The sequence below is a fragment of the Streptomyces sp. NPDC051041 genome, assembly GCF_044456065.1.
Classification (GTDB): domain Bacteria; phylum Actinomycetota; class Actinomycetes; order Streptomycetales; family Streptomycetaceae; genus Streptomyces; species Streptomyces glaucus.
Genome location: NZ_JBITFM010000001.1, coordinates 381614 through 397523, shown reverse-complemented (window position 1 = coordinate 397523; position 15910 = coordinate 381614). Strand labels below are relative to the sequence as shown.

Annotated in this window: 11 protein-coding genes; 5 read left to right on the top strand and 6 right to left on the bottom strand. The window is 74.9% G+C overall.

Translation table 11 applies throughout. The features are described from left to right. Positions 1–324 precede the first annotated feature (324 nt). Positions 325–3621: a S8 family serine peptidase gene (locus tag ACIBAI_RS01750; RefSeq protein ID WP_399030422.1), complete on the bottom strand. Its 3297-nt coding sequence runs from the start codon at positions 3619–3621 to the stop codon at positions 325–327. Between the two features lie 322 nt (positions 3622–3943). Beyond that, on the bottom strand, positions 3944–4486 hold the full coding sequence (locus ACIBAI_RS01745; RefSeq protein ID WP_399030421.1) for a CGNR zinc finger domain-containing protein: 543 nt from the start codon (positions 4484–4486) through the stop codon (positions 3944–3946). A 122-nt stretch (positions 4487–4608) separates the two neighbouring features. Between ACIBAI_RS01745 and ACIBAI_RS01740 the strand changes: the two genes are divergently transcribed. From ACIBAI_RS01740 to ACIBAI_RS01725, 4 genes are all read left to right on the top strand, one after another. Beyond that, the gene (locus tag ACIBAI_RS01740; protein ID WP_399030420.1) at positions 4609–5052 is read left to right on the top strand and encodes a VOC family protein; all 444 of its coding nucleotides are present in this window, start codon (positions 4609–4611) and stop codon (positions 5050–5052) included. Positions 5053–5054: 2 nt separating this feature from the next. Then, complete coding sequence (locus ACIBAI_RS01735) at positions 5055–5939, top strand: pyridoxamine 5'-phosphate oxidase family protein (RefSeq protein ID WP_399030419.1); 885 nt, start codon at positions 5055–5057, stop codon at positions 5937–5939. Positions 5940–5948: 9 nt separating this feature from the next. Then, positions 5949–6455: an NUDIX hydrolase gene (locus tag ACIBAI_RS01730; protein WP_399030418.1), complete on the top strand. Its 507-nt coding sequence runs from the start codon at positions 5949–5951 to the stop codon at positions 6453–6455. A 210-nt stretch (positions 6456–6665) separates the two neighbouring features. Next, positions 6666–8441 (top strand): TIGR03767 family metallophosphoesterase, encoded by a 1776-nt coding sequence (locus tag ACIBAI_RS01725; RefSeq protein WP_399030417.1) that lies wholly within the window; start codon positions 6666–6668, stop codon positions 8439–8441. Positions 8442–8517: 76 nt separating this feature from the next. Here the strand turns inward: ACIBAI_RS01725 and ACIBAI_RS01720 are convergent, their stop codons facing one another. Together ACIBAI_RS01720 and pepN are read right to left on the bottom strand one after the other, a co-directional pair. Further along, positions 8518–9552: a hypothetical protein gene (locus tag ACIBAI_RS01720; protein WP_399030416.1), complete on the bottom strand. Its 1035-nt coding sequence runs from the start codon at positions 9550–9552 to the stop codon at positions 8518–8520. A 205-nt stretch (positions 9553–9757) separates the two neighbouring features. Beyond that, positions 9758–12337 (bottom strand): aminopeptidase N, encoded by a 2580-nt coding sequence (gene pepN / locus ACIBAI_RS01715; protein ID WP_399030415.1) that lies wholly within the window; start codon positions 12335–12337, stop codon positions 9758–9760. Positions 12338–12498: 161 nt separating this feature from the next. On the opposite strand from pepN, the gene ACIBAI_RS01710 reads away from it, so the two are divergent. Further along, entirely contained in the window at positions 12499–13161 is a 663-nt protein-coding gene (locus ACIBAI_RS01710) for a DsbA family protein (RefSeq protein WP_399030414.1), read from the top strand. Here the strand turns inward: ACIBAI_RS01710 and ACIBAI_RS01705 are convergent. Then, complete coding sequence (locus ACIBAI_RS01705) at positions 13148–14659, bottom strand: FGGY family carbohydrate kinase (protein ID WP_399030413.1); 1512 nt, start codon at positions 14657–14659, stop codon at positions 13148–13150. The genes ACIBAI_RS01710 and ACIBAI_RS01705 overlap by 14 nt on opposite strands. Positions 14660–14679: 20 nt before the next feature. Next, positions 14680–15711 carry a 2-hydroxyacid dehydrogenase gene (locus ACIBAI_RS01700; protein WP_399030412.1) on the bottom strand — a complete coding sequence of 344 codons (1032 nt, stop codon included), beginning with the start codon at positions 15709–15711 and terminating at the stop codon, positions 14680–14682. Positions 15712–15910: the final 199 nt, after the last annotated feature.

Below are 15910 nucleotides of genomic sequence, written 5' to 3'. Positions count from 1 at the left end.
TTTGGCTGCGTGCGTTCACGTGCGTGTTGCTCGGCCGAGGCCCTTCCATCATGCGGCCCACCCCGGCCCGCCTGTCCAATTCTTTGCCCCCGCCGTCCGGGGAGCGGGACGCGCCGGCCCGGACACCGCCCGCGGTCCTTCGGCCGCAACCCGGTCCGAACCACAGGAATTGGCCCGAACCGGGCCCTGCGCCGCAAGCTGTGCTGCCCCGCCCCGGCGCGCACGCCGGTGTGACGTACGCCTCGCCCGGGTCCCGCGCTCCGACGCGCGCATGAGAAAGGGGCGGGCGTCCGCCGACGCCCGCCCCTTCGGTGCCGTGCCGGACTACGGGACGACCTTCTCGATCAGCACGCTGCCGGTGCCCGCGACCGTGCCGCGCGCGTTCACCAGCCGCACCTGGCCGAAGAACTCCCGGCCCTCCGGCGCGGCGGCCAGCGCCGTGACGCTGCCGGAGACCGACGCCGACCCGCCCGTGCCGAGCTTCACCGGCGCCGACTCGTCGACCGTGACCGTGCCGAGCGAGGCGGCGTAGAACAGGTCCCGGTAGTCGTAGGCGGTGGAGCCGGACGGCACCGAGTAGCCGACGACCTCGACGGTGTACGTCCCGGCGGCCGGGTCGGGCACGGAGACCGACTCCTCCGAGTCGCCGTCGGCCGAGCTGCCGACCTCGTCGCCGTCCGCGTCGTACACGGCCAGGTCCAGGTCGGCCGCCGCGTCCGAGACGCCGCCGATGGCGACGTCCAGCGAGGTCGCGCCCTCGGGCACCTCGATCGTGGTGGTCTGCGTGGCGCCGTGGGCGATGGTGGGACGGGTGTTCTTCGCGGAGCCGAGCGGGCCGCCGGCCAGCTTGCCGTCCAGGGCCGCGAAGCGGTTCGTCACCTTCCAGGAGGCGGCGACCGGCGTGCCGGCCTTCGCCTCGGGGACGGTCACGGTCTCCGGGTCGAAGTCCGCGCCGAGGACGGCGACGTCCAGCCGGTAGGGGTTGTCGAGCAGCGGCGAGGTGCGGCGCGACTCGACCTCGATCTCCCAGACGCCGGGCTGCGGGTCGGCGTAGGCGCGCACGTCGGGCCGGCAGCCGTTGCCGTCGAGGTAGTTGTTGTAGCAGTACGGCGTGGAGGTGTTGTCGACCGGGACGCCGTAGGGGTGCAGGGCGACGAACCGGGTCTGGCTCCTGTCCTTCAGCCCGCCGATCGCCACCTCCAGCGTCTTCGCGCCCTCGGGCACGGTGACGAAGTACGACCGGACGCTGTTGCGCTGCACCGAGCCCGACGCGGAGAAGGTGTGCTCCAGCGGCGCCGCGACCACGACCGTGTTCAGGATCTGCTTGTCGGTCCCCTCGGTGCGCGGGTCGTCGACCTCCAGGATGGCGCTCTTCAGGCCCGCGGAGCCCGGCGCGGCCTGCACCTTGACGGTGACCGGCCGGTTCAGCGGCAGCCGCACCTCGTCGGAGCCGACGATGCGGAAGGTGCCGCCCGCGTTGTTCGCCAGGCGCAGCTCGTGCCGGAGCGCCTTGTCCGCGCCGGACGTACGGGTGATCGTGATCTCGTACGTCTTCTTCTGCCCGGCCTTCAGGCCGCCCTCGCGGTCGTACAGGCCGGTGCCGTAGCCCGGGGTCCTCAGCCGCTGGTCGAGCGCGGTGTCGACCGGGGCCTTGACGGTGTAGGTGTGGGCCGTGGCGCCGTCCTCGATCGCCTCCCAGGCGTCGACGACGTCGATCAGGCCCGCGCCCTCCTCGTACGCCTGCACGCCCTTGATGTGGTCGGCGGTCGAGGTGAGCGCCGTGCGCAGGGTGGCCGGGGTGAGCTCGATGCCCTCGCGCTCCGCGGCGGACAGCAGCAGCGCGGAGGCGCCGGCCGCCTGCGGGGAGGCCATGGAGGTGCCCTGGAGCATCGAGTAGCCGGCCGGCAGCGAGTAGCCCGCCTCGGCGACCGGGCCGCCCGGCAGCCAGGTCTGGGTGGTGTTGACGGCGGCGCCGGGCGCGGTGAGCGTCGGGGCGAACCCGCCGTCCTCGCGCGGACCGCGCGAGGAGAACGGCATCATCGCGTACTTCTTCTCCACGACCGAGCCGTAGTTGGCGGCCCAGGTCTCCTTGGAGATGGACGCGCCGACCGAGATCACCTTGTCGGCGAGGGCCGGGTCGCCGATGGTGTTGGCGCCGGGTCCGGAGTTGCCCGCGGAGATCACCAGCTGGACGCCGTAGGTGTCGATGAGCCGCGTGTACAGCTCGGCGCGCGCGTTGTTGCCGTCGTTCAGCGTCGGCAGGCCGCCGATCGACATGTTGACGATGTCGACGCCGCGGTTGACGACGAGGTCGATCATGCCCTCGGTGAGCGCGACGTTGGTGCAGCCGCCGGTCCAGGTGCAGGCGCGGGAGGAGACCAGCTTCGCGCCCGGGGCGGCGCCGTTCATCTTCCCGCCGAACAGGCCGTTGGCGGCGGTGATGCCGGCGACGTGCGTGCCGTGCTCGGACTCGATGACGCCGATGTTGACGAAGTCGGCCGTCCGGCCGACCCAGTCGCCGCCGTAGGGGTCCATCGGCACGTCCTCGCGGATCTGCACGACGAACGGCTGGCGCTCGGCGACGTCGGTGGCCGGGTCGTCGGTGCCGAAGTACCCGATCTGGAAGCCGTCCTTGTACGGCTTCATCGGGGTGTCGTCACCGAAGTCGAAGTTGTTGTTCAGGTCGACGCGGACCGTGCCGGCCGCCGCGTCGTAGAGGACGCCCCAGGAGTCGGTGGTGTCGCCGTCGCGGTTGGCGTCGCCGGCGGCGTCGCCGCCGGTGGTGTACGACTCCAGGAAGGTGCTGATCTGGTACGAGCCCGCCGGCGCCGTCCAGGTCTTCCCGCCGTAGGTGAAGGCGGGCCCGGAGACGGAGGTGACCATCGGCCGCCAGGTGCGGTCGCCGTCGACGATCGGGTCGGTCGCCGTCACCCAGTCGACGATCTTGCGCTCGCCGGTGGTGGTCTTCTGCAGCGCCGGGTGGCCGAGGTCCACGCCCGAGTCGAGGATGCCGATGGTGACGCCGCGGCCGTCCGCCTTCGGGTTCTTCTTCACGAAGTCGACGGCGCCCGTCTCGAAGGACGGGTTGTACGGGTTCTCGGCCGGGGTCCTGCGGCCCGGGGCGGGGTAGGCGGCGGAGCCCGTGGCCGACTTCGGGGTGTCGGCGCTCGGGTCGTCCAGCGGGATCTCCTCGCGCAGGTCGATGCCGTGCACCGAGGAGAGCTTCACGGCGGAGGCGATGGCCGCGTCCGCCTTCGCGGTGGGGACGGTGGCGCGGACGTAGCCGAGCCGGTCGTAGGTGCGGCCCACCGCGCCGCCCCGGACCGCGTCCAGCTGCTCGGCGACCTGTTCGGTCTGTCCGGGCGCGGTGGCGATCATCAGCGTGACGTTCTTGTCGCCGTCGGCCTTGGCCTCGGCGAGCAGGTCCGCGTCGTCGGCGCCGAGCTTGGCGTGCGCGGACTTGACGTCGGTGTCGGCCGGTGCGGCGGCCGGGGCGTCGGCGGCGAGGGCCACGGGTATCGGCCCGGCCGCGCAGAGCGCGGCGACGATGCCCGCGGCCACGGCGGTGCGGGCCACGCGTCTCGCGCCCGGTATCGGGTCGCGCTGGGAGGTGAGGGTCATCGGCATCCCTTGAAAGGAAGGAACGAGCGGTGAACGACCGGTCCGATCAATCCTGGCCGCGAAGGTTCAGAAAGTGATCCCGGACGATCGCTCAGCCTTACGCAAGGGATGAATGTTTGGGGATAGTTGGCCGAATCGAAATAGATGTATGGGGAAAACCCGCTATGGGGCCGGGGGAGATGAGGCCCGAAGCGGACAAGTCGCCCACGGGTGACGTCCTCGGGGCGGCGCGTCCGTGGCGTCGGCGGGCGTCCGCCCGCTCGCCCGTCGGGCGCGCCCGTCCGCCGGCGCCCGTCCGTGGCGTCCGGCGCCCGTCCGTCCCTCAGGCGTCCTTCGTGCGGGCGTAGTGCCGGGACGCCTTCGCCCGGTTGCCGCACACCGCCATGGAGCACCAGCGCCGGGTGCCGTTGCGCGAGGTGTCGAAGAAGTGCAGGACGCACGACTCGTGGGCGCAGGCGCGGATCCGGTCGGGCGCGGTGGCCAGCAGCCGGAGGTAGTCGCGGGCGGCGAGCCAGGCGGGCCCCCATGAGGGATCGCGGAACTCGGGCACCTCGCCGGGCCCGTCGGCGGTGAGGGTGGCCCGGATCCGCCCGTGCGCGAGCACGGCGTCGACGCGCGCGGCCCCTTCGGCCGGGGAGCCGTCGACGGCCGCCCGCAGGGCGTCCCGCGCCCGGAGCAGATGCCGCAGCGTCGCCGCGTCGGCGGCGAACCGGCCGTCGAGCCCGTTGGCGCCGAGCCACACCGCCAGCCCGTCGGTGTCGGTGAGCAGGTCCTGCACGGCGCCCTCCTGTACCCACCGCGTGTTGAGCAGGTCGAGCGCGAGCGGCTCGCCGGTGAGCGGACGCGGGTCGCGGGCGGCGGACATGGACGGCTCCTTCCGTGCTAACCACTCAAGCGTACGTGACCGGTTGACGCCGTCCGTTTCTAACCTCTAACGTCATGAACAACGGTTAGACCGACCAGGGTGTACCGACCGAAGGGGCAGCCATGACCTTGCGCACCGGCCACATCGGCCTGAACGTCACCGACCTCGACCGCTCGCTCGCCTTCTACCGGGACGTCCTCGGCTTCGCCCTGATCGGCGAGGGCGAGGAGGAGGGCAGGCGGTACGCCTTCCTCGGTGACGGCGAGAGCCTGGTCCTCACGCTCTGGCAGCAGGCGGAACGGCCGTACGACGGCGGGCGGGCCGGACTGCACCACCTCGCCCTCGAGGCGGACTCCGTCGAGCGGGTCGAGGAGTACGAGCGGGCGCTGCGCGCGTGGGGCGCGGACTTCGCGTACGAGGGCGTGGTCGCCCACCACGAGGGCGCGGCCTCCGGCGGGATCTTCTTCCACGACCCGGACGGCACCCGGTTGGAGATCTCCGTGCCGAGCGGCGCCGAGGGCGCCCCGGCGCCGAGCCGGACCGCCCCGGCCTGCGGGTTCTTCTAGAGATGGGCGTCTACCACGCCGGCTCGCGCGCGGTGCAGGACCGCGTCGGCGTCCGCGATCTCGCCGATCACGTGGGCCGCTCGATCGGACAGGCCATCAGGCCCGTCGCCGCCGCCTTCCTGGAGCTCCAGCCGCTGCTGGTGCTCGGCGCCGCCGACCCGGCCACGGGCCGGGTGTGGGCCTCCCCGCTCACCGGCGCCCCCGGCTTCGCCCGCGCCACGGGCCCGCGGCGGCTGTCGGTCGCCGCGGGCGTGGAGCCCGCCGATCCCCTCGCGGCGGCCCTGGCCACCGAGGGGACCCACGTCGGCACCCTCGCCCTCGACCCGCGCACCCGGCGCCGGATGCGCCTCAACGGCCGGCTGCGGCCCACCGCCCGCGGCTTCACCGTCGAGGCCGGCCAGGTGTTCTCCAACTGCCCCAAGCACCTCCAGCGGCGGCGGTCGTACGAGACGGTCGCCCGCACCCCCGGACCGCGGCGCCGGACCGGGGAACTGACCCCCGCCCAGCGGGAGTTCGTCGAAGCGGCCGACACCTTCTTCGTGGCCACGGTCCACGGCCGCGGCGCCGACGTCAGCCATCGCGGCGGCAACCCCGGTTTCGTCCGCGCCGCCTCGCCCCGCGAGCTGAGCTGGCGGGACTACCCGGGCAACGCCATGTTCCTCACCCTCGGCAACCTCGCGGCCGACCCGCGCGCCGGCCTGCTCTTCCTGGACTGGACGACGGGCGCCGTCCTCCAGCTCACCGGCGAGGCCCGCACGGAGTTCGCCCCCGGCGGGGAGCGCCGGGTCCGCTTCACGGTGACGGAGGCCGTCGAGACCCCGTCGGCGGTGCCGCTGCGCTGGTCCGCGCCCGAATACTCGCCTGCCAATCCCGATCCCGCGGGGTAACGTCCCCGCGTGCGAAGGAAGTTGAGGGTGGCGGCCTACGCCCTGTGCGTCCGCGGAGGACAGCTGCTGCTCGCCCGCTCCCCGGCCGACGACGGCACACCGGAGTGGGTCCTGCCGGGCGGCGGGACGGAGCACGGCGAGGATCCGTACGACACCGTGGTGCGCGAGGTGGCGGAGGAGACCGGGTACCGCGTCGAGGTCACCGCCCTGCTCGGCGTGGACTCCTCCCGCCGCCTCCTGCCCCGCCGCTTCGGCCGGGCCGTCGACCACCACGGCGTGCGCCTCCTGTACGAGGTCCGGGTCACCGGCGGGGAACTCCGCCACGAGATCGGCGGATCCACCGACATGGCCGCCTGGCACCCCCTGGACGAGGTGCCCGCCCTCGCCCGGGTCCCGCTCGTCGACACCGGCCTGCGGCTGTGGCGCGAGCGCCCGGCGCCCGGGCGGGCCGGCGGCGGGGCCGGGCGCCCCCGGACGGAACCCGGCGGGGACCGGCCCCCCTACCCGGAAAGATGAACACGGCGTGACCGCTCCCGGGCGGACCGGCGAGCGTCCCGGAACGCGCGGGGCGGCCCAAGATCCACGTACGGTGATCGGCGCTGCGCGTTGCCGCCGCGTTCACGCACGGGTCACCCCTGGTGCCAACGATCCAGTGCGAGCGGGTCGCTCGCGGCAGCGAGCCCCCGCGACCACTGCCGACGCGTCCGCACTCGGGGAGAGAAGCGCATGTCGCGCACACGTTCCGCCGCCGGCTCCGCTCTCGGGGTCCACCGCCGATCCGTCCTCGCCGCCACCGGTGCGGTCGCCCTCTCCGCGGGAGCCGGCTACGCGCTGCGCCCCAGCGACAGCCGGGCCGCCACCGGCGCCGCCGCGGCGGCCGGGGCCGGCTCCGGCGAGGCCGCGATCGCCTCCTCCCGCCTGGCGCCGGCCGCGCCGCTCGCCCCGTACACCAAGGGCACCACCCTCGCCGCCGTCGCCACCCCGCGCGGGCGCACCGGCTACCGCCGGCTCGGCACCGGCGCCGGCTGGCCGCGCGTGGTGCGCGACGACCTGGCGGCGCCCCGCGCCGGCCGCGCCGACCGCCGTACCGCGCTCGCCGCGTTCGTCCAGCTCACCGACCTGCACCTGATCGACGTCCAGCACCCGCTGCGGCTGGAGTACCTGCGCTCCACCGACGTGCACGCCTGGCGGCCGCAGGAGGCGCTGACCGTGCACGGCGCGATCGCGCTGGTGGAGCGGATCAACGCGCTGCGGGGCGCCCCCGTCACCGGCGCCCCGCTGCACTTCGCCATGACCACCGGCGACAACACGGACAACAACGCGCGCTCCGAGCTGGAGTGGTTCCTGACGGTCATGAGCGGCGGCCGGATCACCCCCAACACCGGCGACCCGCGGCACTACGAGGGCGTGCAGAACAGCGGCCTGAAGCTGTACTGGCAGCCCGGCGCGGCCGTCCGCGACGCCGACAAGCAGCTCGGCTTCCCGCGGCTCGACGGCTTCCTCGACGCCGCGATCCGCGAGGTGCGCAGCCCCGGCCTCAACCTGCCCTGGTACTCCACCGTCGGCAACCACGACGCCATGCCGCTGGGCTGCTACGCCTCGCACGGCGACTCCCGCCTCGCCGAGCTCGCCGTCGGCGGCCGGAAGCTGATGAGCCTGTCCGCCGCCGAGGCGAAGAGGCTCCAGGACGCCCTCAAGAACGACCGGGACCCCAAGGGCGCCCTCTACCGCGACTTCCTCGAGGCCCACGCCCGCGCCATGCGCGGCGTCACCCCGGACGAGCGGCGCGCCCCCTTCACCCCCGCCGAGTACCTGGAGGCCCACCTCGACCCCGCGTACACCGGCCCCGGCCCGGTCGGCCACGGCTACTCCACCGCCAACGTCGACGCGGGCACCCAGTACTACGCCTTCCGCATCGCCGACGACGTGATCGGCATCAGCCTGGACACCACCGACCCCGGCGGCCACTACAACGGCTCCGTCGGCGACGCCCAGCTGCGCTGGCTGGACCGCACCCTGCGGCAGAACGAGGACGCCCACGCCGTCGTCTTCAGCCACCACACCAGCAAGACGATGACCAACACCCGCCCCGACCCGGCCCGCCCGGACGAGGCCCGCCGCACCGGGCGGGACGTGCTGAACGTCCTCGGCAGCCACCGCAACGTGCTCGCCTGGGTGAACGGCCACATCCACCGCAACGCCATCACCCCGCACGCCCGCCCCGACGGCCGCTCCTTCTGGGAGATCTCCACCGCCTCCCACGTCGACCACCCGCAGCTCGCCCGCGTCATCGAGCTGACCGACAACAAGGACGGCACCCTGTCGGTGTTCACCACGCTCGTGGAGTCCTCGGCCCCGCACCGCACGGACTTCTCCGACCTCTCCCAGACCGGCCTCGCGGCCCTCTACCGCGAGCTGTCCCTGAACGCCCCCGGGGCACGCACCGACCTGGCCGGCGACCCGGGCGACCGCAACACCGAGCTGGTCCTGAGGAAGGGCTGACCACCCGGTCGTGCCCAGGCGGGGCCGCCGGACGACCCGGCGGCCCCGCCTCCCCCCTCCCGAGGCCGGCCCGGCGCTACCGGGGCAGCACCACGACGTACGCGGCCGGCTCCCGGTCGCCCGACGCCATCAGCGCCGTACGGACCACCACGGCCTGCTGCTCCAGGGAGTCCCGGAGCTTGCGCGGCGTGACGTGGACGACCGTGATCCCCAGCCGCTCCAGACGCTCGCGCTTGCGCGTGTGCTCCGACCACAGCGCGTCGCCCTCCTGCCGGTGCGGGCGCGTGTCGAGGTCCACCGCCACCGCCTGCCGCGGCCAGTAGGCGTCCAGACCGCCGAGGTGCGGGCCGTCGGGCAGGCGCAGGTCGACGTTCCACACCGGGTCCGGCAGGCCGTACTCGCGCACCATCCGGTACAGGCGGTCCTCCGCGAGCGCCCGGCCCTCGGCCAGCAGGGAGTCCACCGCGTCCACCACGTGCGGCCGGCTCAGCAGCCGCGCCCGGTTCAGCTCCCGGACCACGGCCGCCGGTTCGCAGTGCCCGCCGCGCACCGCCTCCGCCAGCAGCCGGCGCGCCGTGTCCGCGTCCTGGAGCCCCGCCACCGCGTCGGCCAGGGCCCGCGGGACCGGTGCCACCGGCAGGCCCGAGATCTGCTCGGGGACGGGCAGGTCGGCCGTGCGCGCGATCCGCGCGCAGCCCGTCGAGCGCAGCCGGCGCACGGGGGGCACCAGGACGTCGACGGCGTCCAGCGACGGCAGCGGGGGAGCGGCGGCGAAGCCGTGCAGGGCCAGCGCGGCCAGGCCGGTGATCACCGCCTCCGGCCGGGCGGACGCCGCCTCGTCCGCGCCGGGCTGGGCGGGCACCGCGGCGGTCCGGTCCCGTGCCGCGTACAGCAGCACCGCGTGCAGCCGCTCCTCGCCGGTCGGCGGGCCGGGGTGGAGCAGGACGACGCCCGGCAGGAGCAGCTGCCAGGGGCCGCCGGGGCGGCACCGCGCGTTCGCCTCGGCGGCCGGCACACCGTGCGCCCGCAGCCGGGCGAGCGTCATGACGCGACGCGGGTCGTCGGACAGCGGGCGCAGGGGGCGGGGAGAGAGCGGGGTGTCGTGGTTCATGCCTCGGGGTTTCCCGCGCCCGATCCGTCCGGTAACCGCTGTTACGAGCCCGTCGACGAATACGGACAGGGCCACCCGGAGGAACGGGTGTCCGAATGCCGGAAACCCCTGGTCCGTCGCGGGGTGGACCAGGGGTTACGGCTCGTTCTGCCCGGATTCCGTAACGATCGCGGACCGCTGGGGCGCGGGCCGGAGCGTCCGCGGGTCAGCGGGACCGCGCCGCCGCGTCGCACGCCTGTGCGCGCAGCGCCCGGGCCAGGTCGTCCCGCGCCTCCAGCACCAGGCGGCGCAGCGCGGGGGCGGCCTGCTCGTGCGCGGACAGCCAGGCGTCCGTCGCGTCGAGCGTCTCCCGGGAGGCCTGGAGCGAGGGGAACAGGCCCTGGACCACGTCCATCCCGATCTGGATCGACCGCTCGTTCCACACCCGCTCGATCGCCGCGAAGTACTTCCGCGCGTACGGCGCCAGCAGCTCCCGCTGCGAGGGCTGGGCGAAGCCCGCGATCGTCGCGCCGACCAGGGCGTTGGACAGCGCGTCCGACTCCACCACCTGCGCCCAGGCCTGCGCCTTCACCGCCGCCGACGGGCGGGCGGCCAGGCAGCGGACCTGGTGGCGCTTGCCGGACGCGGTGTCGTCGCGGGCGAGCTCGGCGGCGAGCACGGCCTCGTCGGCGGCGCCGTGCGCGGCGAGCGGCTCCAGGAACGCCCAGCGCAGCTCCTGGTCCACCTCCAGCCCGTCGATCTTCTCCGTGCCGTCCAGCAGCCCCCGCAGCAGCCGCAGCTCCGCCTCGCCGGAGGCCGTCGCCGCGACGAAGCGGGCCCAGGCGAGCTGCTGCTCGCTGCCCGGGGCGGCGGCCCGCAGCTCGCGCAGCGCGCCCTCGGCCAGCAACCGCCCGCCGGTCTCGCGCCACTCGGGCGCCGCGTAGTGCACGAGCGCCGAGTCCGCCCAGGCGTGCAGCATCTGCAGGACGCCGATGTCGGACTCGCGCCCCGCGAACCGCAGCACCAGGTCCACGAAGTCCCGGGCCGGCAGCAGCGCGTCCCGGGTCATGTTCCACAGCGCGGACCAGCACAGGGCGCGGGCGAGGGGGTCGGTGAGGTCGCCCAGCGCCGCCCGCAGCGTCTCCAGCGAGGTCGCGTCGAGGCGGGTCTTGCAGTACGTCAGGTCGTCGTCGTTGACCAGCACCAGCTCCGGCGCCTCGGCGCCGGCCAGCTCCGCCACCACCGTGCGCGGCCCCTCGACGTCCGCCTCGGCCCGCGCGTACCGCTCCAGCGCGCCCGTGTCACCCCGCCGGTACAGGCCCACCGCCACCCGGTGCGGACGCAGCTCGGGGTGCGACTCGGGGGCCTCCTGCACCACCGCCAGCTCCTCGACCCGGCCCTCGGCGTCCAGCAGCACCTGCGGGGTGAGCGAGTTGACTCCGGCCGTCTGGAGCCAGGAACGCGCCCAGGCCCGCACGTCCCGCCCGCTGGTCTCCTCCAGCACCGACAGCAGGTCGCCGAGGCGGGTGTTGCCGTAGGCGTGCCGCTTGAAGTAGCGCCGGGCGCCCTCCAGGAACGCGTCCCGGCCGACGTAGGCCACCAGCTGCTTCAGGACGGAGGCGCCCTTGGCGTAGGTGATGCCGTCGAAGTTCAGCTTGGCGTCCTGCAGGTCGCGGATGTCCGCGGTGATCGGGTGGGTGGACGGCAGCTGGTCGGCCCGGTAGGCCCACGCCTTGCGGCGGTTGGCGAAGGTGATCCAGCCGTCGGTGAAGCGGGTCGCGCCGACCAGCGAGAAGGTGCCCATGAAGTCGGCGAAGGACTCCTTCAGCCACAGGTCGTCCCACCACTCCATGGTGACCAGGTCGCCGAACCACATGTGGGCCATCTCGTGCAGGATCACGGTGGCGCGGCCCTCGTACGACGCCCGGGTCACCTTCCCGCGGAAGATGTACTCCTCCCGGAAGGTCACCAGTCCCGGGTTCTCCATCGCGCCCAGGTTGTACTCGGGCACGAACGCCTGGTCGTACTTCCCGAACGGGTACGGGTAGTCGAAGTGGTCGTGGAAGAAGTCCAGGCCCTGCTTGGTCACCCGGAACACGTCGTCGGCGTCGAAGTGCGGGGCCAGCCCCTTGCGGCACATCGCGCCGAGGGGGATCCGCAGCGTCGTCCCGTCGTCGAGGGCGCGCGTGTAGGTGTCCGTGACGTAGTGGTACGGGCCGGCCACCACGCAGGTGATGTACGTCGAGATCGGCTTGGTCTCCGCGAACCGCCACACCCCGTCGGCGCGTTCCCCCGCCCCGTTGCTCCACACCGTCCACCCCTCCGGCGCCCGCACCTCGAAGCGGAACGGGGCCTTCAGGTCGGGCTGCTCGAAGTTCGCGAAGACGCGCCGGGCGTCGGCCGGCTCGTACTGGGTGTACAGGTACACCTCGCCGTCCTCGGGATCGACGAAGCGGTGCAGGCCCTCGCCGGTGCGGGAGTAGGCGCACTGGGCGTCGACGGTCAGCTCGTTGTCGGCGGCGAGGTCCTCCAGCAGGATCCGGGAGCCGTCGAAGACCTGGCCGGGGTCCAGGTCCCGCCCGTTGAGGGTGAGGGAGGTCACGCTCGGCGCGATCAGGTCGGCGAAGCTCGACGCGCCGGGCTCGGCGCAGCGGAAGCGGATCGTGGTCACCGAGCGGAAGGTGAGCGGCCCGTCCCCCTCGCCGCCGACCGCGGAGCGCACGTCGAGGGACACCTCGTACCCGTCGACGGACAGCAGGGCGGCCCGCTCCCGGGCTTCGTCGCGGGTCAGGTTCTCACCGGGCACGGGCGGCACTCCCTCGTAGGTCGTGGACAGGGCTGAACAGCTGCCGTAGAAGGGCTGAACAGCACCGATCCTGCCATGCGCCCCCCAGCGGCAGCAGCGGGAATGCGCCGGGCGACGATCGGTGTTGCCCGTTCGAAGACCCGTGCGTCCCTAGGAGAAGCATGTCCGAGACCACCCCCGCGCCCGGCAGGACCCCCGTCGACTTCTGGTTCGACCCGCTGTGCCCCTGGGCCTGGATGACGTCCCGATGGGTCCTGGAGGTGGAGAAGGTCCGCGACATCGAGGTGCGCTGGCACATCATGAGCCTGGCCGTGCTCAACGAGGACAAGCTGGACGAGCTGCCCGAGGAGTACCGGGAGATGCTCGCCACCACGGCCTGGCAGCCGGTGCGCGTGGTGACCGCGGCCTGGCAGAAGCACGGCGCCGAGGTCCTCGGCCCGCTCTACACCGCGCTCGGCACCCGCTTCCACAACCGGGGCGAGGGCGCGACCCGCGAGGCCATCGCCGCCGCCCTGGACGAGGCCGGGCTGCCCGCCGACCTCATCGACTACGCCGACCAGGAGGACTTCGAGTTCGACGCCCAGCTGCGCGCCTCCCACAAGGCGGGCATCGACAAGGTCGGCCAGGAGGTCGGCACCCCGGTCATCGCCGTCCCCGGCCCCGGCGGCGAGGAGATCGCCTTCTTCGGCCCGGTCGTCACCCCGGCCCCCAAGGGCGAGGAGGCGGCCCGCCTGTGGGACGGCACCCTCGCCGTGGCCTCGGTCCCCGGCTTCTACGAGATCAAGCGCACCCGCACCAAGGGCCCGGACTTCAGCAACCTGTAGACCGCCCCGGCCGGAGGACCGCCGCCGGCGCCGCGCCCGCGCCCGGCACCGGGCGCGGCGCCGCCGGCGAGCCCGCCCGCGCGGCCCGCTCCCGCGCCGCGCCGAGGCGGGCCAGGTGCTCCGCGTAGCCCTCGGCGTAGTACGCGGCCCGGTCCGGGTCCGGCTCGACCACCGCCGTCGGCTCCGTCCACGCGGCCACGTCCAGCGCCACCCCGTACCGCTCGGCCGCCGCGAGCACCGCGCCCCGCGCGCCCACCTCGCCCTCGACGACCCTCAGGGGCCGCCCCAGCACGTCGGCGAGCAGCCGCGTCCAGGCGGGGCTGCGGGTGCCGCCCCCGCACACCGCGAGCGCGCCCGTCAGGCCCGCCGCGGCCAGGCAGTGCCGGGCCGCGTAGCCGATGCCCTCGCAGGTCGCGCGGACCAGGTCGCCCCTGGTCGACTCCAGCGAGACACCGGTCAGCTCGGCGCGCAGCCGCGGCTCGACGAACGGGGCCCGCTCGCCCGACGGCGCGAAGTACGGCAGCACCCGCACCCCGTGCGCGCCCGGCGGGGTGCCCGCCAGCAGCCCGTCGACCTCCTCGTGGGCCACGCCCGTCGTCCCCAGCACCCAGTCCAGGGCCGCCGTGCCCACCATCGCCGGCATGGCGCGCAGCCAGTGGCCGGGCCGGTCGGTGGAGATGTGCAGGCCGGCCGGTTCACCGTCCAGGTCCAGCCCGGCCGTGGCGACCAGGGCGGCCAGACAGGTGCCGACGATCAGCAGGCCGTCGCCCGGCTCCGTCACCCCGGCGCCGAGCGCGCAGGCCGGCAGGTCGTACGGGCCGTTCGCGATCCGGGTGCCGGGCGGCAGGCCCTCGCCGCGCGCCCCGGCCGTCGCGATCGGGTCGCTGACCGGGGCGAGCAGCCGGCGGCGGTGGGCCAGGCCCAGCAGCTCCACCACCCGGTCGTCGTAGGCCCGGGTGCGCGGGTCGAGGAACGGCATCGACGCGTCCGACACGTCCGTCGCCGCCGGCGCCCCGGTCAGCCGCCGGAACACCATGTCCTTGCAGTACACGGCGGCGGCCGCCGCGTCCAGGGAGGCCGGCTCGTGCCGGTCGAGCCAGGCCAGCAGCGGGCCCGGGCAGCCCGGGAACATGGCACCGCCGGTGCGCCGGAACACCGTCTCGAAGGTGCCGTCCGCCAGCCACCGGCCGAGCAGCGCGTGCGCCCGCCCGTCCATCCAGGACGCCGCCGGCCGCACCGGGCGGCCCTCGGCGTCCACCAGCCACACCCCGTCGCCCTGCCCGGTCAGCCCGGCCAGCTCCACCGGCTCCGGCACCCGCGCGGTCAGCTCCGCCAGGACGGCGACGACCGCCGCGTACACCTCCTCCATGTCCTGCTCGACGACCCCGCCGTGCAGCGCCAGACCCACCCGGCGGGCCGCCACGGCCCGCTGCCGGCCCGCGGCGTCGAACGCGGCGGCCTTCACCAGGGACGTGCCCACATCGATACCGACGTACATGCCGACCTCCTCGGGTCCCGTCAGGTCAGGCAGTGCGCCGGCGGCTCCCCGCGCACCCAGCGCCCGACCTCCGCCGCGGCGATCCGCGCCGCCTTCTCCGCCACCGCGCGCGAAGCACCCCCCAGGTGGGGGGTGAGCACCACCCGGTCGGCGAGCGCCCGCAGCCGCGACTCCGGCGGCAGCGGCTCCCGCGCGTACGTGTCCAGCGCCGCCGCCGACAGCCGCCCGCTCTCCAGCGCGTCGCACAGCGCGTCCTCGTCGAGCAGCGGGCCGCGCGCCGCGTTCACCACCACCGCGCCGTGCGGCAGCAGCGCCAGCTCGCGCGCGCCGATCAGGCCGCGGGTCGCGGCGGTGAGGCGGGCGTGCAGGGTGACCACCCGGGAGCGGCGCAGCAGGTCGTCCAGGGAGGCGACCCGCAGTCCGTGGATCTCGCCGCGGATGTACGGGTCGTACACCATCACCCGCGCCCCGAACGCGCACAGCGCCCGCGCCACCCGGCTGCCGACCGCCCCGTAGCCGATCAGCCCGACCGGCAGGTCCTCCAGCTCCAGGCCGCCGTGCTCGTACGTGTAGTACGCCGCGCCCTCCCAGCTGCCCCGCCGCGCGAGGAGGTCGTGGGCCTGGGGGATGCGGCGCAGGGCGGCCAGCAGCAGGCCCACGGCGAACTCGGCGGTGGCGGCGGCGTTGCGGCCGGGCGCGAAGCACACCCGCACGCCACGGGCCCGGGCCGCGTCCAGGTTGACGTTGACCGGCCCGCCCCGGCAGACCGCGACCAGACGCAGGCCGGGGCGGGCCGCCAGGACCCGCCCGGTGACCGGGCCCATCTGGGTGACCAGCACCCGGGCGCCGGCCAGCGCCTCGATCAGCTCGTCCTCGGCGTCGCAGGCCTCCTCCACCTCGGCCACCGGGCCGAAGGGTTCGAGGGGCCAGCCGAGGGTCAGCTCCCGCACCTCGTGCGGCTGCCCGCGCAGCTCGTCGCCGACCGCGCGGGTGATCAGCGACGGCAGGACGAAGTGGTCGCCGGCGGCCACCACGCGTACGGCATCGGTCATGCGGGGAGCCCTTCGTCTCGGCGCCGAGGACGGGGGCGGGCCCGGACCGCGGACCGCGCCCGCCGCGGGCCGGGCCGGGGCGGCCCGGCGGGCCGGCTCGCCAACCGAGCGTGGAACAGCGGACGTTTGGCGTCAATCCCTCGCACGCGTGGGAAATCCGGGCCACTATCGAAGGGCGGCGCGCGGTGCGCGGGCCGGG